Genomic DNA, 22773 nt, shown 5'->3' with positions numbered 1-22773 from the left:
GGTTGGCGCGATAGCATTTGCGCAGAATATTTACCCATAAGGCTGTCCTTCAATGCCCAAATCCCCGCGCTCTGGTTCCCATCGAAATACGCCAAGCCTCGCCCAACTGCAACGCCTCAGCGAGCAGCGCCCCAACGACGCGCAAGTGTGGAAAGACCTGGGCAACCTGCAATTGCACGCTGAACCCGAGCGGGCATTGAGCAGTTTCGAGCAGGCGTTGCGCCTGTTGCCCGATGAGCCCGAGGCGTTGGAATTGGTGGCCAAGGCCGCGCAAAAACTCGGCCAGGCCGATCGGGCGCTGGAGCTGGTGCTCAAGGCGCTACGTATCAATGAAGACTTCGTCGCTGGCCAGCACCGCTTGGCCACGCTGTATTTTGAGAAGGGCCAGTTCTCCAAGGCCCTGCCGCACATTGAACGGGCGCTGGAGAGGGCACCCAATAACGGCCGCATGCTGTCGCGCAAGGGCTTGATCCTCAACCGCCTGGAGCGTCACAGCGAAGCCATCGCGGTGTTCGACCAACTTATCGCCCGTGAACCCGGCGACTACAGCCACTGGAACAACGCGGCCAACCTCTATAAAGACATCGGCCAACTGGCCACCGCCGACACCTACTACCAAAAGGCCGTGGCCCTGGCCAAGCGCAAGGACGTGCTGCCGTATTCCAACCGCCTGACCTCGCTGCACTACGACCCCGAGCGCAGTCGCGACTATATCTTCGGCGTATGCAAGGAATGGCAGTCGCGCTTCGGCCCAAAATCCGTACCGCCACGCCCTGATGTCAAGGACCGCACCCCCGACCGCCGTTTGCGCATCGGCCTGGTGTCCGACGGCCTGCGTCAGCACCCGGTGGGCAATATGATCGTCGGCGTGTTGGAAAAACTACCGCGCCATCAGTTCGAATTGTTCGCCTACAGCACCAGCCAAGTGTGCGACCACCTGACCCGGCGTATCCAGGCCGTGACGCAGCAGTGGCTGGGCATCAAGCACACGGATGACCCCGCGCTGGCCCAGCGCGTGCGTGATGACCGTATCGATATCCTCATCGACCTGTGCGGCCACAACGCTGGCAACCGCATGGGCGCCATGGCCTTGCAGCCGGCGCCGTTGCTGGTCAAGTGGGTTGGCGGGTTGATCAACACCACGGGCCTGGATGCCATCGATTACCTGCTCACCGACCGCATCGAGTCCCCCGAGGGCGAGGATGCGTACTACACCGAAAAACTCATCCGCCTGCCCGACGATTACATCTGCTACGACCCACCGCCGTACACGCCGGATATCCGCCCGTTGCCTGCGTTGGCCAATGGATATGTGACCTTCGGCTGCTTCAATAACCCGACCAAGGTCAACGATGTGCTGCTGGCGCGTTGGGCCGAGTTGATGCGGGCGACGCCCACGTCACGCCTGCTGCTCAAGGGCGGCGCATTCGGCAACAGCGAATTGCGCGTCCATGTGCATAGCGTTATGGCAGCCCACGGCATTGCCGAAGAGCGCGTGCTGATCGAAGGGCCAGTGGGCCACAAGACATTGCTGGAAACCTACAACCGCATCGACATCGCCCTCGACCCCTGGCCGTATTCCGGCGGGCTCACCACCTGCGAAGCCTTGTTGATGGGCGTACCGGTGGTGACCTTCCCCGGCCCGACCTTCGCCGGGCGCCACTCGGCCACGCACTTGGTCAACGCCGGGTTGCCGGAGTTGGTGGTCAGCAACTGGGAGCACTATCAGCGGCGGGTAATCGAGTTGGCCAGCGATCTGGAGAGCTTGAAGCGCATTCGCGGCCATCTGCGCGATGTACTGATGAAATCGCCGGTGTGCGACAGCCAGCGTTTCGCCAACCATTTCGCCAGCGCCATGCGGGCGATCTGGCAGCGCTATTGCGAAGGCAAGTCGGCGGCGGCGTTGACCCTGGATGCCCAGGGGCAGGCTCGTTTTTACGGCGAGAGCAGCCCGGTGGAACTGCAACACCCCGCCGCGCCGGCCAAGGCGCCCGACTTCAGCTTCAAGTTCCAGGGCAAGGTGGTGACCCTCGACCACGGCGGCACGCTGATCGCCTCGGCGCAGTTCGTGGCCCTGCAAAAAACCGGCGCGTTCTCCACCGTCGCCTTCGACCCTGCCAGCCGCATCGACAACGCCCGGCAACTGGCCCAGCTCGGCGAGCTGCATTACTACCCCCATGCGGCGCTGGGCAATGGCCAGCCGGGCACGCTTTACGCCTGCCTCGACCCGGCCATGAGTGCCACGCTGGAACCGCTGGCGGCGTCCGGCGTACTTACGAAATTACCATTGCCCACCCTCAAGCTCGACGCCATCAACGGCCTGCCGCCGGTGGACTGGCTGCTGCTGGATAATCTCAATGACAGCCTGGCGGTGATCGAACATGGTCAGCGCACCCTGGCCGATGCGCTGCTGGTACAGGCGCGGGTCAACTTCGTGCCGACCCACGACCACCAGGCCGATGTGGGCTTGATCAGCCGCTGCCTGGCGCGGCGGGGCTTCAGTTTCTATCGCTTGAATAACCTGCAAAACCAGGGAAACGCCTCCCACTTGGTGTGTGCCGATGCGCTGTTCTTGCCGGATGCGGCGCGCATGGCCGCGCTGTCGGACAACCAACGGCTTAAGCTGGCGTTCCTGTTGCACACCGCCTACGGCGCCCATGATGTGGCGAGTGAACTGCTCAGCGCCATTGACCCTGAGTTGGCGGCGCAGTACGTCAAATACCGGGACAACCCGGCGCCGATGGAACAGCCCCGCGTGCCGATGCAAGAGCCTCAGGTCACCTTCCCGGCGGAGGTCGCCGCCTACGTAAAAAGCATCTATACCCAGGCCTCGGTGATCCTCGAATACGGCAGCGGCGGTTCCACGTTGCTGGCGGCGAACATGTCGGGCAAAACCGTGATTTCGGTAGAAAACGACGCTCGCTGGGCGCAAGACATGCAAGGCTGGGTCGCCAACGCCACGTTGCCTTCCAAACCGCGCATCTACCCCATCGACGTGGGCGAAACCGGCAAATGGGCGCGCCCTAAAAACGCCCGGCAGTGGAAGCGCTTTCACACCTACCCGTTGAAGGTCTGGGATGAGCCGTACTTCGAGCAACCGGACGTGATCCTGATCGACGGGCGTTTTCGCATTGCGTGCTTTGTGACAGCGTACTTGCGGGCGACCAAACCGATGATTGTGTTGTTTGACGATTATCTGGATAGACCGCATTACCACGTGGTGGAGCGGCTGGTGACGCCGACGGAGTTTGTGGAGCGGATGGCGCGGTTTGATGTGCAGCCGCTTGATCATTTGCCGCGAGCTGAATTGACCTGGTTGATCGCCAGCTTCAACGAAGTGGCCTACGCCGAACCCTGAGGTAAGTGAGTCTAGACTTTTGCAATACAGGCTAAATGTGGGAGGGGGCTTGCTCCCGATGGCGGTGTGTCAGCTACCTATGAGTTGGCTGATACACCGCCATCGGGAGCAAGCCCCCTCCCACATTTGATCCTAGGTGATCTTCAGAAAGGGGGTGAATCAGTCCCGCATGCTCACATGCAACCTGGCAATCGCCTGCGCATGCAACTGACACACCCGAGACTCACTCACTTCCAGCACCACGCCAATCTCCCGCAGGTTGAGCTTTTCGTGATGACACAGCGCAAGCAGCAACCGCTCCCGCGCGGGCAGTGCGTCGATGGCGCGGGTGAGGTTGGCGCGGTTGCGGTCGTTGAGCAATTCGGCGAACGGGGTTTGCAGGCGTGAGCTGGAACCTTCGCTGTGTTCTTCGTCGATGTCGTCGAAGGGCAGCATCTGGCTGCCGTTGGTGTCGTCGAGCACCTTCTGGTACTCGTTGAGGGTCAGGCCCATGGCCGAGGCCACTTCACGCTCCTTGGCCGGGCGGCCCAGGCTTTGTTCCACGCGGTGCATGGCGTCTTCCACCGCCCGTGCATTGCGGCGCACGCTGCGCGGCACCCAGTCGCGGGTGCGCAGCTCGTCGATCATCGCCCCGCGAATGCGTTGGGAGGCGAAGGTGGCAAAGGTGGCGCCGACGCTCAGGTCATAGCGGGTCATGGCATCGAGCAGGCCGATGCTACCGGCCTGGATCAAGTCGTCCAGCTCGATGTTGGCGGGCAGCCGGGTCTTCAACCCCAGTGCCTGGCGCCGGACCATAGGTAGGTACTGCTGCAGCACTTCTTGCTGGTTAATCTTGCCCTGTGCCGTATACATGGTGCGCGCCTGCGAAAGACAAAAAATCCACGGGATTATTACTGGTGCTCATGCCGGCTTAAGCCCAGAACAGCTACATGGCACACCACATATTCCCTGCTTAGCGCCGATCCAATGTGGGAGGGGCGGTGCGACGATTCGACTTGCTCCCGATAGCGGTGTATCAGTTACACATGTATTGGCTGACACACTGCCATCGGGAGCAAGCCCCCTCCCACATTAGGTCTCGTTGATTAGGAGTAAGCGCATGGCCAAATACCGCTGTGCGGCTTCGCGTAAATTGTTGAGCAGACCCGCTTGGGGCAAGCCGGCATGCAGCGCCAAGACTTGAGTCGGTCCGGCACGCAGCGAACTCAGTTGATTGAACGCCCGCCGAAACGCATCCAGATCACTGTCCACCCAAATCCCCCAGCGCGATTGCTCCGAGTCACGGTGATATTTATCCACAGCCTGCACGCGCCAACGAGTCGGGTCACCGACCCAGCGTTGGCCTTGCCGGTGCCAACGCTCCAGCGCCTTATGGGCCAGAACAGCTTCCTGCTCAGAGCCCAGTAGCATCAACGTGCGACGATTGGTTTGGGCCCACTGGCGCAACCCCGCTGCCTGGTCATGCATGCTCGAAGCAGCCCACGACGGCAGACAAGTGCAACAAACCCTCAAGAATATCCCCGGCATGCCCGCGTGGTTTTTTCGGCAGCAGCCCCAGCAGTTGTGCTCGCGCCTGGAATGCCCAGTCATCACGGGCTTGCGTCAACCGCACGGCGCTGGCGGCGAGGCCTGCGGCCAGGTATTGGCGCGGTCCGGTGTGCAGGTGTGGGTGCAGGTCGAGCAACAGGGTTGAGCCGCGTGCAGTCAGGCTGGCCAGTTCGTCCTGTTGCACGTGGTGCAGCAGTTCGGCGGCTTGTTCATTCAATTCGTGCTGTTCTTCGACCAGCCAGTAGCGTTGGCCCAGGTGTTGGCCGCTGTGGCTGTCTTGCAGGGTGGCGAACCAGGCGCGCACGGCGGCGCCTTTGAACGTCACCGGCAAGTGGCTCAGGCTCATGCGCGCGTGGCGGTTGCGGTAGCGCAGTTCGCGTATGCCAAAGGCTTGAGCCTGTTTGGCGAGGGTGCCGAGGGGGTGGCGCTCAGTGTTATGCACAGCCCGATGGCCAGCCTTTGCTGGCGTGACCCAGGTTGCGGACAACGGCGTTGGCGGCTCGCTGAGAAAGCCATCCCAACACGCCTGCGGCTGGGCCATCAACGGCCAGACCTGCGCCAATAAGGCAAAGCCCTCGACGTGGGTGATCAGGCTGTCGCGCAGCGCGAACACGGCCTTGCGCTGCCCCAACAGCCCGCGCACCAGTGCATCCAGATGTGGACGGGTCACCTTGCCGGGCGCCGCTGCAAAACGCGATGGCCTGGAGATATCCACAGCCTGCTGCAACACCGTTGAATTGCCCGGTAACTGCAAGTCTTCCGGCACTTGCTGGCCCACCGACAGGTAGTTCAGGCGCAGCCCGTGACGCATCACCGTCTCCAGCACCGGCCCCAAGCGGGCGGCTTCGTCGCACTTGCTGATGATGCAGTCGTCCAGCCTGCAACCAGCGGCGTGGGCGGCCTCGCGGTAGGTGTGCGCCACTTCGTCGAGGGTGTCGCCGTGGCTGGCGGCGTTGAGCACCAGCATCAGGCGTACGCCGCCCAGTTGCTGGATATGGCTGAGCAGGCGTTGATCGCGCTGGCTCATGCCCACGGTGTCGATGATCACCAAGCGCTTGCCGGCCAGCGTGTTCAGCAATGGACTTAGCGACGCATCCGGCCCGAGGGCATGCAGATCGACGCCGAGCAACCCAGCATAGATATTCAGTTGTTCATGGGCGCCGACCCGAAAGCTGTCGGTGGTCACCAGCGCCACGTTGTCCGGGCCATGGCGCATCACATAACGCGCCGCCAACTTGGCGGTGGTGGTGGTTTTACCCACGCCGGTGGGGCCGACCAGGGCAATCACTGTGGGCGCCTTGAACAACTCGGCTTCATGGGTCAGTTGGTTCAAGTGGTTGTCGAGGCGGTTCATCAGCCAGTCTTTGAGACGGGCCGGTGTGGCATCGGGCAATTGGGCGGGCCCACGGCCAAGCAGTTCTTGACTGAATGCGGTGCTGAAACCCGCCTCCAGCAGCCATTCCAGCAGCGGCGGGGGGCTCGGGGCGTCTTCGCCCTGAGCCATGATCTCTACACCGTCATCGGTCATGCGGCTGGATAAAATCAACGCGTCCTCACCCAAGGCCGCCCGCACCTGGTTCATGGCCTCGCGGCTGTTGGCGCCGATAAAACGTTGCGCACTCACTTGGGCTTGCCTCCGATCACGTTAGTCATGCGCAGGGTGCGGTCGTCGGGGATTTCACTCAGGGCGATCACCGTAAGCTGGCGCAAACGCCGACGCAGAAAGCGCGACAGCACCGGCCGCAGCTTATTGGGCACCACCAGCACCGGCGGCTCGCTGCTGTGTTCCTGGCGTTGCAGGGTCAGGGTGGTCTGTTGCATCAGGTTGTCGGCCAGGCTCGGTTCCAGCGCGCCGCCGTTGCCCACCGCTTGCATCAGCACTTGTTCGAGGTTGAAGTCCAGGCCGATCACTTTCAGCTCGGTCTTGTTACCAAACAGTTGGTTGACGATGGAGCGGCCCAGGGCGATGCGCACCACGGCGGTCAGTTCCTGCACGTCCGGCGGCTGCTGCACGCCGCCGTGTTCGGCGAGGGCGTCGAGGATGGTGCGCATGTCGCGGATCGACACGTTCTCTTCCAGCAGGTTTTGCAGCACCCGTTGCAGCACCGTGAGCGACACCAGCTTGGGCACCACTTCATCGATCAGGCCCTTGCTGTCGGGCCCGAGCTTGTCCAGCAGCTTCTGCACTTCGCCGCGGCCAAGCATATCTTTGGCGTGCTGGTGCAGCAGGTGGTTGAGGTGGGTGGCGGTGACGGTGCTGGCGTCGACCACGGTGTAGCCGTAGATCTGCCCGTGTTCACGCAGGTTGGGTTCGATCCAGATCGCTGGCAGGCCGAACGCCGGGTCTACCGCAGCGGTACCTTCCAACTCATGGGTGACTTTGCCGGGGTTGATCGCCAGCCACTTGCCGGGGAACACCTCGCCACGCCCGATCTCCACGCCCTTGAGGCTGATGATGTAGGTGTTGGCGGCCAACTCCAGCTTGTCGCGCACATGCACCACCGGCGGCAGAAAGCCCATGTCCTGGGCGAACTTTTTGCGCAGGCTCTTGATGCGGGTGATCAACTCGCCTTGCTGGCGCGCGTCCACCAGTTGGATCAGCCGATGGCCGACTCGCAGGCTGAGGGTGTCGACCAACTGCACATCGTCCCAAGAGGCTTCGCTGCCCTGGGAGGCGGATTTGGGCAGCAGCGTCTGGGTGGGCGAGCCCTCCGGTTCAAGTTCTTCCTGCTTGGAAAACCACCAGCCCAGCCCGGCCAGCAGCCCGGTGAGCAGTAAAAACACCAGGTTCGGCATGCCCGGTACCAGGCCCAGCAGGCCCATGACGCCGGCGGTCATCATCAGCACCTTGGGGCGGCTGAACAGCTGGCCCATCATCTGCTGGCCAACGTCCTGCTCGGTGTTCACGCGGGATACGGTCACACCGGCGGCAATCGAAATCACCAGCCCCGGGATCTGCGCCACCAAACCATCGCCGATGGTGAGCATGGTGTAGGTGTGCGCCGCGTCCGAAAACGCCATGCCGTGTTGCAGGATGCCGATGGCCAGGCCGCCGATGATGCACACGCCCATGATCACCAAACCCGCCACGGCGTCACCGCGCACGAACTTGCTGGCGCCGTCCATGGAGCCGAAAAAATCGGCTTCCTGGGCCACTTCCTTGCGGCGCTGGCGGGCTTGGGGCTCGCCGATCAGGCCAGCGTTGAGGTCGGCGTCGATTGCCATTTGCTTGCCGGGCATCGAGTCCAGGGTGAAGCGAGCGCCCACTTCGGCGATACGCCCGGCACCCTTGGTGATCACCATGAAGTTGATGGTCACCAAAATCAGGAACAGCGCCAGGCCCACGGCAAAGTTGCCGCCCACCAGGAACTCGCCGAAGGCCTCGATCACCTTGCCTGCCGCATCCGCGCCGGTGTGACCCTCCATCAAGATCACCCGGGTAGACGCCACGTTCAGCGACAGGCGCAGCAAAGTGGTAAACAGCAGCACCGAGGGAAACGCGGAGAAATCCAGCGGCTTCTGCGTGAGCATGCTGACCATCAACACCATGATCGCCAAGGCGATGTTGAAGGTGAACAACAGGTCGAGGATGAAGGTGGGCAGCGGCAAAATCATCATCGACAAGATGAGCACGATCAGCACGGGGCCGGTCATGACCTTCAAGTCGGTGTTGGCCAGCCAGGAGTCGGGGCCGAATAAATCGGTCATGCCTTTCATGTGTTCGGTTCATCCTCAGGTGTCGGGTTGCGCGGGCCACGCTGGTCCATGCCGGGCGGTACGTTCAGGTTGACCGGGGTGGGCGGCAGGTCGCCGCCTTGTTCGCCCACGCGCTTGAGGCGGATGGCCCAGGCGACGACTTCGGCGACCACGGTGTACAGCTCAAGGGGGATTTCACGGTCGAGATCGACATGGAAATACAGGGCCCGCGCCAGCGGTGGGGCCTCAAGAATCGGCAAGTTATGCTCAGTGGCGATTTCGCGGATGCGCAGGGCTACGTCATCGGCGCCCTTGGCCACCACACGGGGCGCGCCGTTCTTTTCTTTCTGGTACGACAAGGCCACGGCGAAGTGGCTGGGGTTGGTCACGATCACATCGGCCTTGGGCACCTTGCTCATCATGCGGCGCCGTGCGCGGGCCTGCTGCACCTGGCGGATCTTGGCCTTGATATGCGGGTCACCGTCGGAATTCTTGTGTTCCTGGCGTTGCTCCTCTTTGGACATGCGCAGGTTCTTGGCGTAGGTCCACAGCTGGTAGGGCACGTCCATGCCCACCACGATAATCAGCGAGGCCACGCACATCGCACAGGCGCTGGCGGTGAGGCTCATCATCGCGGCCAGGGCTTTTTGCGCGGGCATGTGGGGCAGGGTCAGCAGTTGGTCGAGATGGCTGCGCAGGAACATATAGATGACGAGGCCGATCAGGCTGGCCTTGGCGATGGCCTTGGCCAGTTCCACCAGCACCTGCACCGAGAACAACCGCGCCAACCCGCTTATGGGGTTGACCCGCGAGAACTGCGGACGCACGGCCTTGAGGGTGATCACCAGCCCGCCAAGCAATGCCGGAGCGGCGAGGGCGGCCAGCACCATCAGGGCAAAAAACGGTGCCAGGGCAAACAGCGCGGTCTGGGCCAGGGTCCACAGGGTGCTGAGCATGCGCGCGGTGTCGAACAGTTGGGCGCGGTCGAACAGCAACGCCTGCTCCATCACCTGGCCCAGCTCGTCATACAGATGGCCGCCGAGCAGCCACAGCCCGCCGATGCCGGCCAGCAGCATGACGAAGGTGTTCATTTCGCGGGAACGGGCGACTTGGCCTTCTTCGCGGGCCTTCTCTATTCGTCGCGGGGTCGCCGCTTCGGTCTGGTCTTCTTTGCTGGTCTCGGCCATGGCCGGTATTGTGCGTAGACGGCCTATTCACCTATCGCGCAAACACCCAGCAAAATCCCGCGTTATTGGGCAGATGGTTTGTGGGTAGAGGGTTCCGTCGGGCCGTATTCCTCCTGGGACAAAATGCGCTCGGCCACCCGACGGTCGAGCACGATGATCTCGATGCGCCGGTTGGCCGCGTCATACGGCCCGGCGCCGTGGAAGCGGATGCGGTCAGCCATGCCCGACACCCTCAGCAACTTGTCGGAATCCAGACCACCGGCCACCAGTTCCTGGCGCGAGGCCTTGGCGCGGTCGGCAGACAAATCCCAGTTGTTGTAGCCCGCATCACCGCCAGGGTAGGGGTGGCTGTCGGTGTGGCCGCTGATTTGAATGCGGTTGGGCAGCTCGTTGAGCACCGGGGCGAAGGTCTTGAGCAGCTTGCGCAGGTACGGCGCCACATTGGCGCTGCCCAGCTCGAACATCGGGCGCTTGTCGGTATCGAGCAGTTGCACGCGCAGGCCTTCGGGGCTCAGTTCGATTGCGATCTGCTGCTTGAGTTCGCGCAGTTGCGGGTCGCGGTCCACGGCGTTGTTGAGGCGTTGTTTGAGGGATTCGAGGTGGCGCCGTTCTTCGCCGGAGAGGCGCGGTGTGTAGCGGGTCTTTTCGCCCTCGGTGGTGCGTGGGTCCGGGCCGCCACCGGGAATCGCACTGGCGCTGTTGGCGTTGCGATCGCCTTTGCTTATGGCCGCCAGCAGCGGCGTGCTGAAGTACTCGGCAATCGCGTCCTTGTCGTTTTTGCTGGCGTTGGACAGCACCCACAACACCAAAAACAACGCCATCAGGGCGGTCATGAAGTCGGCGAAGGCAATCTTCCAGGCACCACCGTGGTGGCCGTGCTTGGCGGCTTTTTTGCGGCGGATGATGATCGGGCGGTCGCTCATGCGCCGCTGCCGCGCACGTAGGTTTCCAGCTCCAGGGCGCCGGGGCGTTCACTGGTGTGCAGGGCCTTGCGACCGAATTCCACCGCCAGTTGCGGTGGCAGGCCTTGCACGCTGGCCAAGAGCGTGACGCGGATGCATTGCAGCATCTTCACCGACTCGGCGGCCTGGCGGTCGATGCGGCTGGCCAGTGGTGCCACCAAGCCGTAGGCCAGGTAGATGCCGAGAAAGGTGCCGACCAGCGCGTGGGCAATCATCTGGCCCATCAAGTCCGGCCCGACGTTCACCGCACTCAGCGCCTTGACCACCCCCATCACCGCCGCGACGATGCCGAACGCGGGCAGGGCATCGCTGACTTTATAGAGAGCGTCGGAGGGCAACCCCGCCTCGTGCTCGAAGCCTTCGATCTCGTGCAGCATCAGTTCGTCGAGCTCATGGGCCTGCATGGCGCTGCTGACCAGCAGGCGCAGGTAATCAGTGATAAACAGAATGATCAACGGGTCGCTGACCAGGCGCGGGTATTGGGTAAAAATCGGGCTTTGCGTGGGGTCGTCGATGTCCCGCTCCAGGCTCAGCATGCCTTCGCGACGGGCCTTGCTGAGCAGGGCATAAAGCATGCCCATCAATTCCAGGTACAGGCGCTTGTCGTACTTGGCGCTGCGCTTGAAGCGCGAAATGGCGGTGAGGGTGGCGCGGATGGCCTTGCCGTTATTGGCGGCAATAAAGGCCCCGACACCGGCGCCGGCGATCATCAGCAATTCGGTGGGCTGGTACAGCGGGCCAAGGCTGCCACCGGACAGGACGAAGCCACCGAACACAGAGAGCAGTACAACGATAAGCCCGGAGACGATGAGCACGTGGTCGTTCCTTAGATTCAAGCAATGGGTGACTTGCTGAATATCGGCAACGGCGGGGGGGCAATTGAGGGCTTTTTGAACATGCGCGAAAGACAAACCAACACAGGTCCAATGTGGGAGGGGCGGTGCGACGATTCGACTTGCTCCCGATGGCAGTGTGTCAGTCAACTAATAGGTAGCTGACCCACCGTCATCGGGAGCAAGCCCCCTCCCACATTGGACCTGCTTTGACTTGAAGACCGCTCAGGCCTTGCGGATCAGCAGTTGTGCGTCGATATCTTTGCGCTTAAGGGTCTTCCCCGCCCGCGACGGCGGCTGGCAAATGCCACACACATAATGCTGCGCCGGCGCATGAGAGTGCGCCACAAACTCACCGGAACAACACGAACACCGAATCAACTCCAACATGTCGCTTTCAAAAAAACGCACCAACGTCCAGGCCCTCGTGAGGCCCAGCACCAGTTCGCCTTCCTGGTCGCCGACTTGTTCCAGGTACAGCCGATAGGCTTTGACGAACGCATCGATGCGATGCCCGCCGATTTCCATCAGGCTGCGGTAGATACCGTAGAACAGCGACGAGTGAATATTCGGCAGCCATGTCACGAACCAGTCGGTGGAGAAGGGCAGCATGCCTTTGGGGGGCGAGGCGCCTCGTACTTCCTTGTAGAGACGGATCAGGCGACCTCGGCTCAGCGTGGTCTCCGTTTCCAGCACCTGCAGCCGTGCACCCAGTTCAATCAGTTCGATTGCCAGCTGCACTTGCTGCATTTCGGTGACCAGGCTTTTGTCTGACATGGGTCAGCCTTCCCCGATACGCAAATCGCCTGTGCGATCGGCGGCGGCCATCAGCAGTGCAGAATGTATTTCCACCATACCCAGTTCGCGCGCATTGCCCAGCACCTTGGACAGGCGCTCGGTTTCTTCGAAAACCGGTCGGCAAATCAACTGGTTAACCCGTGCCAGTTGGGTCATTTGTTTGCTGCTTAGTTTGGTCAGCAAGTCGGCCATGGGTTCGCTGAGTTTCAGGCGAAAAATGGCGATCTCGCGATCTTTGCGTAATAAATTTTGGGCCAGTAATAAATACGAAAGATTCAGGTCCTGGATGTCTTCAAGCTCAGTGTTGGTATTTGGCAACTTTCTACCCCTCCCGTTGGGTACTACAGTTCGGCACACCTAATGGTGCGACCTCTGGCAGTCAGTGCTGCAAATCGACAAGTACTAAAGTCAGGCCTTTATGGTTGTACAACGAGTGCCTGTTTGTAGCGTTATTCGGTTATTCATGCTCCCGACCATCCGCTAGCTGGCCGTGAATACCGTTATTTTTTAATTTTTTCTAAAGTATCAAGTGTGCCGTACGATAACAGACTGAGGCAGGCTATTTCTTGTCTGTTTTCAGTGATTTATCGTACCTCAAAGATATTTTCACACTTATGTGTCGTGCGTAGAGGCAGCGTGTAGGTGCTTGTTATTTCTTTCGATACAAATAATGGCTTATTGGTATCACTTGATGGGATGACGCGCCGTAGGCGTTGTTCAGGTTGCTCTTCTTGCGATTGATCTGCATCAACTCGCCCAGGTCATTTTGCCGCGCATGCAAGAACGTATTTACTTGTTCTTCAAGCGCCAGAATCTGACTAAGTAGTTCAAGTTTGTATTGTTGGCCGTTGGCATCCATATCAACTTGGTCTTGTGCTCGGCGTAAGTAAGCTGCGTCGATCAGCCCTTGGGACTTCAACGCGAAGATCCCATCCCAATCGGCCTGCTTGGCGCATTCAAGCAGACGCTGGGACTGTTCGAGCAGTTGTTCGTAAGCAGCGATCAATTGTGTTTGCATCATGGCTGCCGCTCTTCCTCAGTGTGCGACCCAATGGCCAGCCAGGCGGCGGCGATATTTTCCAGTAGCGCGGCGGCCGTGGTCAGTGCTGTGTCGTCGTTATCCAGATTTGCACGCAGCAGCAAGCGCACCACGTAGTCGTAGAGTTGGTCCAGTTGCACGGCGATTTCACCTCCCTGTTCAAGGTCTAGCGCGGCACGCAAACCGCGGCTGACGATGTTGATTGCCTTGGTAATGGCCTGGCCTTTCTCGGCGATACGCCCAGCCTGCAAGTGCAGGCGCGCGATGCGGATCGACGCTTGGTAGCTGTCGAACAGCATCACGATGCGTTGGTGGGGGGAGGCCGCCAAAATGCCGCTTTCCACGCCGACCTTGGCGTAGGCGTTCGCGTCCCGATAGGCATTCATTGAGTGTGCTCCGCGTGGTTCGTCAGTCGCTGCTGTTGAGGGCATCGAACTGGGTGGTCAGGTAGTCAGCCGTAGAGTTGAGCGACGAAATCAGGGTGTCGAGCTGGGTGAATTGCTCGGTCCAGCGCGCCATTTCGGAGTCGATCAGCGCCTGTTTTTCCTCGTAACGGTCTTCCAGCTGTTCCAGCTTGGTGGCCAGGCTGTCGGTGCGGGCGACAATCAGGCCATCGTCTTCGTCCAGGTAAGTATCGAGGTCGGTGGTCATCTGGCCGATAAAACCAGAGGTGCCGTCGGTGCCGATAAAGAACTCCGACACGGCATCGATGTTGTCGGTGATTGCGCTGGTCAGGGTGTCTTCATCGATCAGCAAGGTGCCGTCGACTTCCAGGGAAATACCCAGCTGCGACAGGTAGCTGAAGGTGCCGCTGCCGACTGCGCTGTACAGGTCGCTGCTTAGCTTGGTGCTGATACGCCGGGTGGTCGAATCGCCGAGCAATTCGCCTGCGGTATCGGCGTCGGCATCGTAGGAGGTCAGCGTATCGACGGTGGAAACGTAACTGTTATAGGCGGTGACGAACGCGGAAACGGCGTCATAGATCGCGTCGGTGTCCTGGGAAATCGTCAGGGTCTGCGAGCTGCCGACGGCGGTCAGGTTCAGCGTGACACCTTGCAGTGCGTCTTCGACGGTGTTGGTCTGGCTGGTAATCGAAATACCGTTGATGGTCAGCTCGGCGTCCAGAGCTTCCACGGTCTGGGTCATGTTGCCGGTGCTGCCGTCGTAGCCAAACAGGCTGGAGGCCGCGTCGGTGCTGTCGTCGCCGGCATAGCTCACGGTCATTTCCGATGCGGTGCCGGTGCTGTCCGAGGTGAGTACCAGGCGATACGGTGTGCCGCTGCCGTCGTTGACGATGGAGGCGGTCACACCTGCGCCGGAGGCGTTGATCGCAGTGCGAATGCCTTCCAGGGTGTTGTTGCTGCTGGTCAAGGTGATCGACACCGCATCGGCCGTGCCCACTTGCAGGGTGAGGGTGCCGGTGCCCAGGGCGGTGGTCTTGCTCGCCACGCCATCGGTGGAAAGGCTTTGGGCCTGGGCCAGTTGGGTGACTTCCAGCTTATAGGTGCCGGCGACTGCATCGCTGGTGGTGGCGGCGGTAACGCCGCTGCCGGACAGGCTGGTGGTCAGCGAGTCGTACAGGCTTGAGTCAGCCAGGGCCTCAGCGGCGGTCTGCAATTTAGTCAGGGCGCTGGTCAAGGTGCCGTAGGCGGTGATCTCGGCGTTGACCGAGGTTTCCTGCGTGGTGATGGGGGTCAGCAGGCTGGCTTCCTTGGACTCTTCCAGGCTGGTCAGAATACTGTCCAGATCAAGGCCGGAGCCGACCCCAAGGGAAGTGATGGTTGCCGTCGACGTGCTGGAGGTTGTGGTTGCCATGTGTGCCTGTCCTGGTTTGTGCGCTTGAACCGAACATCGGCAAACGGCCAGCCCGTCTTTAGGGCTTTTTTAAACCTGCATCGCCATCACGTCTTTGTAGGCCGTGAGCAGGCGGTTACGCACCTGCACACCCATCTGGAACGCCACGCTGGCCTTTTGTGAATCGGCCATCACATCGCTCAACGACACCGACTCGCTGCCCGCCTGGAAGGCGTTGGACTGACTTGTCGCGGTCTGCTGCAACTGGTTGATGCGCTGCAACGATGACTGCAACTCACCGGCAAACCCGGTGGCCGGGGCCATGCGCTGGCTGCTGGCGCCTTCGGCCTGTTCGGCCAGTAGCGACAGCTGTTGCAGGGCGTTGGTGAGGGCGGACGAATTCATGGTGCGGGCCTCATAGGCAGCGATCAGGCCAGCAGATTACCAAGGGGGCTCACGTGCACATTCGCCCAATTGAGCACAAAAGCGGTGGCTTTTCCGGGGTTTAGCTTCTGGCATTTTCGCCAGAATGAACCCCTTACTACAGTTACCGGACGCTGCAATGTCTTTTGTACAGGCCCTACCCTCGCCATCGAGGTGTTCGTGAGTACCGCAGTCCTGGCCAAAGGCGCGCAAAAGAATCTGGCGCCCCGTGCTCCCGTCAAACCGTTGGAAGCGTTGACCACGCTGTTTCGCAACCAACCCCTGCTGCCCTTGCTGCTGGCGGCCGCCACCGTGATCGCGGTGGTGGTGGCGCTGTTGTTGTGGGCGCGCGAGCCGGAATACCGTGTGTTGTTTTCTGGCCTGAGCGAAGCCGATGGCGGGCAGATCATTGGCGAGCTGGACAAGCGCGCCGTGCCCTATCGCCTGAGCGAAGGCGGCAACACCATCCTGGTGCCCAGCGAAAAAATGAGCGCCCTGCGCCTGCAATTGGCCGAGCAGGGTTTGCCCAAGGGCGGCAGCGTCGGTTTTGAGCTGCTGGATAAACAGGCCTTCGGCGTCAGCCAGTTTGCCGAACACCTCAACTACCAGCGCGGCCTGGAAGGCGAGCTGGCGCGCACCATCGAATCCCTCGGCCCGGTCGCCAAGGCGCGGGTGCATCTGGTGATGGCCAAGCAATCGGTGTTTGTACGCGACCGTGAAGCCGCCCGTGCTTCGGTGGTGCTCACCCTGCAACCCGGCCGTGAGCTGGGGCAAAGCCAGGCCAGCGCGATTGTGCACCTGGTCACCTCCAGCGTGCCGGAACTGAGCGTGGACGCAGTCACCGTGGTCGACCAGAACGGTCGCCTGCTGTCCCAGGTCCAGGGCGACAGCAACGGTCCGGACGGCACGCATCTGGACTACGTGCATGAGATCGAGCGCTCCTATCAGCGCCGTATCGAGGACATCCTCACGCCGCTGCTCGGCAGCCAGAACGTGCATGCCCAGGTGGTCGCCCAGGTGGATTTTTCTACCCGAGAAAGCACCGCCGAACACTACGCGCCCAATCAGGACGCCAACGATGCGGCCGTGCGCAGCAAGCAGACCTCCGAACACGTAGTGGAAGGCGACGACGCCGGCCGTGGCGTACCGGGCGCGCTCACCAATTCGCCACCCAATACGCCTGCACCGACCAAGGCCAACGCGCCGACGCCAGCCGGCGGCGCTCCCGCTGCCGCTGAGACCAAAGGCGCCAAGAGCGCCACCCAAAGCGAGCACATGATCAACTACGAAGTCGACCGCAACGTCGAACACGTCAAGTCGAGCCAGGGCACCCTACAACGCCTGACCACCGCCGTCGTCGTCAACTACCGCACCGTGCTCAAGGACGGCGCTGCGAGCACCGAGCCGCTGAGCAAGGAAGAACTGGAAAACATCAACAACCTGGTACGCCAGGCCATGGGCTTTACCGAAAGCCGTGGCGATGCCTTGCAAGTTATCAACAGCCCATTTGTGACCGAAGACCTTTCGGTAACAGAGCAGCCATGGTGGAAAACCCCCGAGGCCTACAACCTGCTGAGCAGTGGCCTGCGTTACCTGCTGGTGGCCTTTGCCGCGCTGGCGCTGTGGTGGTGGGTGCTGCGCCCGATGCAAAAACGCAACGCCCATCATCAGGCGCAGATGCTGGCGGCCACCGCAGAGCCGGGTACCTCGCTGGTGCCGACCAGCGCCAGTACCGCCATGGTCGTGGCCGGTGGGGAAAGCACCCCGCACACCTTGCCGCGCAAGTCGGCGGTGTATGAACAGAACATGCAGAGCCTGCAACAGATTGCCGCCGAAGACCCGCGTCTGGTGGCCATGATCGTGCGCGGATGGATGAAGAAAAATGACCAGTAAAATGACCGGCTCGCGCCGCAGTGCGATCTTGCTGCTGTCGTTGGACGCCGACAGCGCGGCGGAAGTCTTCAAGTTTTTGCCCAGCAGCGATGTAGAAGCCATCAGCATGGAAATGGCGCGCCTGAGCCAGGTGTCCCATGAAGAAATGCGTCTGGTGCTGGAAGAGTTCATGGACGAGACCGACCAATACGCCGCCATCAATATCCAGACCAGCGACCATATCCGCGCCGTGCTCACCAAGGCCTTGGGCAGCGAACGCGCCGCCAGCCTGATCGACGACATCCTGGAAAACACCAACACTGGTTCGGGCATCGACAAGCTCAACCTGATGGAAGCCTCGATGGTGGCCGAGATGATCCGCGACGAACACCCGCAGATCATCGCCACCATCCTGGTGCACCTGGAGCGCCACCAGGCCTCGGACATTCTGCAATTGCTGCCCGACCGCCTGCGCAACGACATCATCCTGCGTATCGCCACCTTCAGCGGCGTGCAGCCGGTGGCCTTGCAGGAACTGACCGAAGTGCTTGGCGTGATGCTCGACGGCCAAAGCCTCAAGCGCAGCAAAATGGGCGGCGTACGCACGGCGGCCGAGATCCTCAACCTGATGAGTTCGGCCCACGAAGAACTGGCCATCGGCACCGTGCGCGAACACAGCGACGACCTGGCGCAGAAGATCCTCGACGAGATGTTCCTGTTCGAAAACCTGATCGACGTGGACGACCGTGGCATCCAGACCCTGCTGCAACAGGTCGATCAAAACTCCCTGGCCATCGCCCTCAAAGGCTCGCCGCCGGCGTTGCTCGAACGCTTCCTGCACAACATGTCCCAGCGGGCCGGCGCACTGTTTCGCGAAGACATGGAGGCGCGCGGGCCGATCCGTATGTCCCAGATCGAAACCGAACAGAAGGCCATCCTGGCGGTGGTGCGGCGCTTGTCCGACAGCGGCGATATCGTGACCGCACGCGGTAACGACACCTATGTCTGATCGCTGGCAACCCTGGCAGATGGACCCGTTGGGCAGCCCGGCCGCGCCCAACGACGACCCCCAGACTACTCACCGCGAGCGCCTGCGCAAGCAAGCCTTTCAGCACAAGCTGGAGATGCAGGTGCTGCGCGAGAAAACCATCAGCGAGGCCCAGCAACTCGGGCATGCCCAAGGCGTGGAACAAGGTTATACACAGGGCCTGGACGAAGGGCGCCAGGCCGCTGCGGTGGAGTTGCAGCAGCAACGGGTGCAAGCCCTGCAACCCTTGCTGGAGTTGTGCCGCAACTTCGACGAGGCGCTCAAGTCGATGGACCAGCACATCGCCCACCAACTGGTGCGCATTGCCCTGGACGCCGCCCGGCAATTGGCTGGCGACGCGCTGACCGCCCAACCGGAGCAGGTGCTGACGCTGGTAAAGGGCATGCTCGACAGCGACCTGGAGCTCACCGGCAAACCCAAGCTGTGGCTCCACCCCGAGGATTTGCAGCGCGTGCAGGACAGCCTTGGCGAACAGGTCGAAGCGGCGGGCTGGACCTTGCAGGCGGACGCCGCAATGCTCCCCGGCGGTTGCCGGGTGGCCAGCGCCAGCGGTGAGCTGGACGCCACGCGGCCGTCACGCCTGAGCCTGCTCACGCGCAACGTCGAGCGCGCCCTGGATGAATTGCCGTGAACCCGCATATCGCTCGATGGAACCGGGTGTTGGACGCCTGCCAGGGCAAGCCCTTGCTGATTGCGCCGCACCTGCGCAGCGGGCGGATTACCCGCGCCACTGGCATGGTGCTCGAAGCGGTGGGCCTGCGCCTGCCATTGGGCGCCGCATGCCGCATTGAACTCACCGATGTGTTTGCCGAAGCCGAAGTGGTCGGTTTTGCTGGCGAGACCCTGTACCTGATGCCGCTGGTGGAAATCCACGGCCTGCAACCGGGCGCACGGGTGTTCGCCGCCGATGAAGGTGATGGCAATCGCAGTTTCCCCCTCGGCATGGGCTTGCTCGGGCGCGTACTCGACAGCGGCGGTCAGCCGTTGGACGGGCGCGGTCCGTTGGTGGGCGCCCATCACGCGGGGCTGCATACCCAGCCGCTCAATCCCCTCAAGCGCGCGCCGATTGATCGCCAGATCGACGTGGGCATCCGCGCCATCAATGCCTTGCTCTGTGTGGGGCGCGGCCAGCGGCTGGGCTTGTTTGCCGGTTCCGGTGTGGGCAAGTCGGTACTGCTGGGCATGATGGCGCGCTACACCCAGGCCGATGTGATCGTGGTGGGGCTGATCGGCGAACGGGGCCGCGAGGTGCAGGATTTTATCGACAACATCCTCGGCGAAGACGGCCTGCGCCGCTCGGTGGTGGTGGCGGCGCCTGCGGACACCTCGCCGCTGCAACGTTTGCAAGGCGCGCTGTACGCCACGCGGGTCGCCGAGGACTTTCGCGAGCAGGGCAAGGACGTGCTGCTTATCATGGACTCCCTGACCCGCTACGCCATGGCCCAGCGCGAAATCGCCTTGGCCGTGGGCGAACCACCGGCCACCAAGGGCTACCCGCCATCGGTGTTCGCCAAGTTGCCCAAACTGGTGGAACGCACCGGCAACGGTCCGCCCGGCGGTGGCTCGATCACCGCGTTCTATACGGTGCTCAGCGAGGGCGACGACCAACAGGACCCGATTGCCGACTCGGCGCGGGCGATTCTCGACGGGCACATCGTGCTGTCGCGCCACCTGGCGGAAAGCGGGCACTACCCGGCCATCGACATCGAAGCGTCCATCAGCCGCGCCATGACCGCCATCGCCAGCGATGCCCAGCAGCGCAAGGCCAACCAACTCAAGCAGGCGCTGTCCCGTTACCAGCGCAACCGCGACCTGATCAGCGTCGGCGCCTATTCCCAGGGCCATGACTTGCAACTGGACCGGGCGGTCGGTTTGTACCCGCATATCGAACGCTTCCTGCAACAGCGCATCGACGATCGCGCCAGCGTCGACGAAACCTTGCACGGCCTCAGCCTGTTGTTCCCGGGCAACTGACCTTTTCGAGTAAGCACCGATGGCTAATCAATCCCTGCACCTGTTGATCGAAATCGCCGCCAAGGCCCGCGACGTCGCCGCTCGCGCGTTGGCGCAGAGCCGCACGGCCGAGCAGCAGGTGATCAACCAGTTGCGCACCCTGGACCAGTACCAGCAGGAGTATCGCCAGAACCTGCAATTGGAGTTGGCCAGGGACGGCATGAGCCCCTCGGCACTCACCAATTACCGGGGCTTTTTGCAGTCGCTGGAAGAGGCGGTGGAGCGTGCGCAAAAAAGCCTGGAACGCCACCGCAAACAAGTGGCGCACCACCAGCTCACGTGGATGGCGCAGTGGCGCAAGGTCAGCTCGATTGAAGCCTTGCTGGACCGCCGCGCTATGCAGGAGCAGGTGCGTGTCGGGCGTATCGAGCAACGCCAGTCCGATGAAATGGCCAGCCAGTTACGCCGCCGCGCGGCGACGTTTCCTTCCTCCCTCGACAGCGGCCTCTAAGGAACACCATGGACATTCTCGCGACATTAGTGCCCCAGGCTGCCGCGCCGGTGCAGGCCAGTACTGCCACCACCGATACGCCGGTTGCGCTGGTGGACTCGTTTTCGGCGGTGTTGAGCCAGGTGACTGCCGCTGTGCCGCAAGCCTTGCCGGAACCATTGCCGGTGGTGCAGCCCGAGGTTGCACCGGTGGTTGCCGAGCCGGTCGAAGTGCCTGCGCCTGTGGTGCCTCAGCCGTTGCCGGTGGCGCAAGTAGAAACCCTGCCGGAGGAGGATGTGCTGAGTGTCCTGCCCGATGCGCCCGTGGTCGACATGCAAGAAGCCAAGCCCACCGCCCAGGCCGACTCTACCCTGGACGATATCCGCCAGCGCATGGCCCTGATCGAAAGCGCTGGTCAGGATATGGCCTCGGTGATCGTCGTTCCGCCGATTCCGGTGAGCGTGCCGGTGCCGGTTAACGTTGCACCGGCCGACCCCGCGCCAGTGATCAACAGTACACCGACCCACACCCAAAGCCTGCCCGTGGCCGATGATGAGCCGGACGACACCGCCGACCCGGTGGACTTGCCCGATGCCCTGCCGACATTGGTCGCCACTGTTGCCGACAGCATCCCAGCGGTGCATGCGCAAACCGGTGACAGGCAGCCGGATAGCCAGTCGAATAGCCAGCCGGACCCACAAACAGTCTTCAACCTTGCGCCCGCATCGTTCGCCCCGGCGAGCACCGTCGCCGCCGACAGCGTGGCGAACAGCAGCCTGGTCCTCACCGCCGCCATCGGCAGCACCGATTGGGCGGCGGACTTGGGCCAACAGATGGTCGATATGGTCACCCGTGGTGATCAACAGGTGGACCTGCGCCTGCACCCCGCCGAGCTTGGGCCGCTGTCGATCAGCCTCAACCTGAACGACGGCACCACCCAGGCCCAGTTCCAAGTGGCCCATGCGTCGGTGCGGGCGGCGGTGGAGCAGGCGTTGCCGCAATTGCGCGAAGCCTTGGCCACCCAAGGTATTGCGCTGGGGCAGGCATCGGTGAACGACCAGTCTTCGCGCCAGCAGCCACAACGTGATCCGCAACCCCAGTCGACAAGCGCGCAGGTAAACCGCGTCGAACCGGCACCCGTGCAGCAAGTGGTGTTGAGCGGTTCGGCGGTGGACCTGTACGTCTGAATCCCAAATCAAAACAGCGAGATACCGCCGTTAGCCTGGTCTTATCGCGCCATGGGCGGGGCAGGGCGGTGGTCATACTTGAGCCCTGCCTAACCGGTTTCCTTTATTCAATGGTTTTTGCCAATGACCACCTCCCGCAAAACCCCCTGGCTCTTGATTCTGCTGCTGGCGCTGGTCGTCGTCGCGGGCAGTAGCGCTGGCACCTACGTGTACATCAGCCAGAACGCGCATGCCGATGAGGCCGCCAAGGCCGAGCCAAAACCCCAGGCCCCCAAGCTGGTGACCATCGCGCCGATGACCGTCAACCTGGTGAACGAGCGCGATGAACCCAGCCTGTTGTACGTGGGCTTTGCCCTGGAAGTGGCCGACGACGTCAGCCAGACCTTGTTGCAGCAATACATGCCGCAAGTGCGCAGCCAGTTGCTGACCCTGCTCAGCGGGCAAAACACCACGCAGGTCATCACCCCCCAGGGCAAGGCAGCGCTCGCCGCACGCATCCTGCAAACCCTCAAGCAGCCCCTGGCGCCGCAGCAGCCTGAACCCTCGGTGCTGCGCGTGCTGTACACCGACTTTATCGTGCAGTAA

General features: G+C 62.2%; 21 protein-coding genes. 8 read left to right on the top strand and 13 right to left on the bottom strand.

Annotated elements, in window-relative coordinates:
• Nucleotides 1-52 precede the first annotated feature (52 nt).
• Nucleotides 53-3358 (top strand): O-linked N-acetylglucosamine transferase, SPINDLY family protein, encoded by a 3306-nt coding sequence (locus ICY20_RS26720; RefSeq protein ID WP_194939080.1) that lies wholly within the window; start codon nt 53-55, stop codon nt 3356-3358.
• Nucleotides 3359-3517: 159 nt separating this feature from the next.
• On the opposite strand, the gene ICY20_RS26715 is transcribed toward ICY20_RS26720, so the two are convergent.
• The 13 genes from ICY20_RS26715 to fliE all read right to left on the bottom strand — a co-directional run bounded on the left by ICY20_RS26715 (nt 3518) and on the right by fliE (nt 15620).
• Entirely contained in the window at nt 3518-4210 is a 693-nt protein-coding gene (locus tag ICY20_RS26715; protein WP_194939079.1) for an RNA polymerase sigma factor FliA, read from the bottom strand.
• A 219-nt stretch (nt 4211-4429) separates the two neighbouring features.
• A complete protein-coding gene (locus tag ICY20_RS26710; RefSeq protein ID WP_159959514.1) occupies nt 4430-4825 on the bottom strand; it encodes a hypothetical protein in 396 nt (131 codons plus the stop codon).
• Nucleotides 4818-6530: a flagellar biosynthesis protein FlhF gene (locus ICY20_RS26705; protein ID WP_194939078.1), complete on the bottom strand. Its 1713-nt coding sequence runs from the start codon at nt 6528-6530 to the stop codon at nt 4818-4820. Before ICY20_RS26705 ends, ICY20_RS26710 begins: the two co-directional genes overlap by 8 nt.
• A complete protein-coding gene (flhA, locus tag ICY20_RS26700) occupies nt 6527-8623 on the bottom strand; it encodes a flagellar biosynthesis protein FlhA (RefSeq protein WP_194939077.1) in 2097 nt (698 codons plus the stop codon). Before flhA ends, ICY20_RS26705 begins: the two co-directional genes overlap by 4 nt.
• Nucleotides 8620-9789, bottom strand: coding sequence for a flagellar biosynthesis protein FlhB (gene flhB, locus ICY20_RS26695; RefSeq protein WP_194939076.1), 1170 nt, complete (start codon nt 9787-9789; stop codon nt 8620-8622). The genes flhA and flhB overlap by 4 nt, the downstream gene beginning before the upstream one ends.
• Before the next feature lie 62 nt (nt 9790-9851).
• On the bottom strand, nt 9852-10712 hold the full coding sequence (gene motB, locus ICY20_RS26690) for a flagellar motor protein MotB (protein ID WP_194939075.1): 861 nt from the start codon (nt 10710-10712) through the stop codon (nt 9852-9854).
• On the bottom strand, nt 10709-11566 hold the full coding sequence (motA, locus tag ICY20_RS26685) for a flagellar motor stator protein MotA (RefSeq protein ID WP_159959504.1): 858 nt from the start codon (nt 11564-11566) through the stop codon (nt 10709-10711). Before motA ends, motB begins: the two co-directional genes overlap by 4 nt.
• Before the next feature lie 243 nt (nt 11567-11809).
• Nucleotides 11810-12361, bottom strand: a complete 552-nt coding sequence (gene flhC / locus ICY20_RS26680; RefSeq protein ID WP_159959502.1) for a flagellar transcriptional regulator FlhC — start codon at nt 12359-12361, stop codon at nt 11810-11812.
• A gap of 3 nt (nt 12362-12364) precedes the next feature.
• Complete coding sequence (flhD, locus tag ICY20_RS26675) at nt 12365-12700, bottom strand: flagellar transcriptional regulator FlhD (RefSeq protein WP_159959500.1); 336 nt, start codon at nt 12698-12700, stop codon at nt 12365-12367.
• 331 nt (nt 12701-13031) lie between these two features.
• Nucleotides 13032-13403 (bottom strand): flagellar protein FliT, encoded by a 372-nt coding sequence (gene fliT, locus ICY20_RS26670; protein ID WP_194939074.1) that lies wholly within the window; start codon nt 13401-13403, stop codon nt 13032-13034.
• Nucleotides 13400-13807 (bottom strand): flagellar export chaperone FliS, encoded by a 408-nt coding sequence (fliS, locus tag ICY20_RS26665; RefSeq protein ID WP_159959496.1) that lies wholly within the window; start codon nt 13805-13807, stop codon nt 13400-13402. Before fliS ends, fliT begins: the two co-directional genes overlap by 4 nt.
• Before the next feature lie 22 nt (nt 13808-13829).
• Nucleotides 13830-15236: a flagellar filament capping protein FliD gene (fliD, locus tag ICY20_RS26660; protein WP_159959494.1), complete on the bottom strand. Its 1407-nt coding sequence runs from the start codon at nt 15234-15236 to the stop codon at nt 13830-13832.
• A gap of 69 nt (nt 15237-15305) precedes the next feature.
• A complete protein-coding gene (gene fliE / locus ICY20_RS26655; protein ID WP_122486537.1) occupies nt 15306-15620 on the bottom strand; it encodes a flagellar hook-basal body complex protein FliE in 315 nt (104 codons plus the stop codon).
• Nucleotides 15621-15818: 198 nt separating this feature from the next.
• On the opposite strand from fliE, the gene fliF reads away from it, so the two are divergent.
• From fliF to fliL, 7 genes are all read left to right on the top strand, one after another.
• The gene (fliF, locus tag ICY20_RS26650; protein ID WP_194939073.1) at nt 15819-17531 is read left to right on the top strand and encodes a flagellar basal-body MS-ring/collar protein FliF; all 1713 of its coding nucleotides are present in this window, start codon (nt 15819-15821) and stop codon (nt 17529-17531) included.
• On the top strand, nt 17521-18519 hold the full coding sequence (fliG, locus tag ICY20_RS26645) for a flagellar motor switch protein FliG (RefSeq protein ID WP_159959490.1): 999 nt from the start codon (nt 17521-17523) through the stop codon (nt 18517-18519). Before fliF ends, fliG begins: the two co-directional genes overlap by 11 nt.
• Nucleotides 18512-19189 carry a flagellar assembly protein FliH gene (locus ICY20_RS26640; RefSeq protein WP_159959488.1) on the top strand — a complete coding sequence of 226 codons (678 nt, stop codon included), beginning with the start codon at nt 18512-18514 and terminating at the stop codon, nt 19187-19189. Before fliG ends, ICY20_RS26640 begins: the two co-directional genes overlap by 8 nt.
• A gap of 26 nt (nt 19190-19215) precedes the next feature.
• Nucleotides 19216-20532 (top strand): flagellar protein export ATPase FliI, encoded by a 1317-nt coding sequence (gene fliI / locus ICY20_RS26635; protein ID WP_321186700.1) that lies wholly within the window; start codon nt 19216-19218, stop codon nt 20530-20532.
• Nucleotides 20533-20551: 19 nt separating this feature from the next.
• Nucleotides 20552-21022 (top strand): flagellar export protein FliJ, encoded by a 471-nt coding sequence (gene fliJ / locus ICY20_RS26630; RefSeq protein WP_159959484.1) that lies wholly within the window; start codon nt 20552-20554, stop codon nt 21020-21022.
• 8 nt (nt 21023-21030) lie between these two features.
• Nucleotides 21031-22188 carry a flagellar hook-length control protein FliK gene (locus ICY20_RS26625; RefSeq protein ID WP_159959482.1) on the top strand — a complete coding sequence of 386 codons (1158 nt, stop codon included), beginning with the start codon at nt 21031-21033 and terminating at the stop codon, nt 22186-22188.
• A gap of 123 nt (nt 22189-22311) precedes the next feature.
• Nucleotides 22312-22773 carry a flagellar basal body-associated protein FliL gene (gene fliL / locus ICY20_RS26620; RefSeq protein WP_194939072.1) on the top strand — a complete coding sequence of 154 codons (462 nt, stop codon included), beginning with the start codon at nt 22312-22314 and terminating at the stop codon, nt 22771-22773.

The organism is Pseudomonas pisciculturae, from assembly GCF_015461805.1.
Lineage (GTDB): Bacteria > Pseudomonadota > Gammaproteobacteria > Pseudomonadales > Pseudomonadaceae > Aquipseudomonas > Aquipseudomonas pisciculturae.
This window is presented reverse-complemented; position numbering and strand designations above follow the sequence as displayed.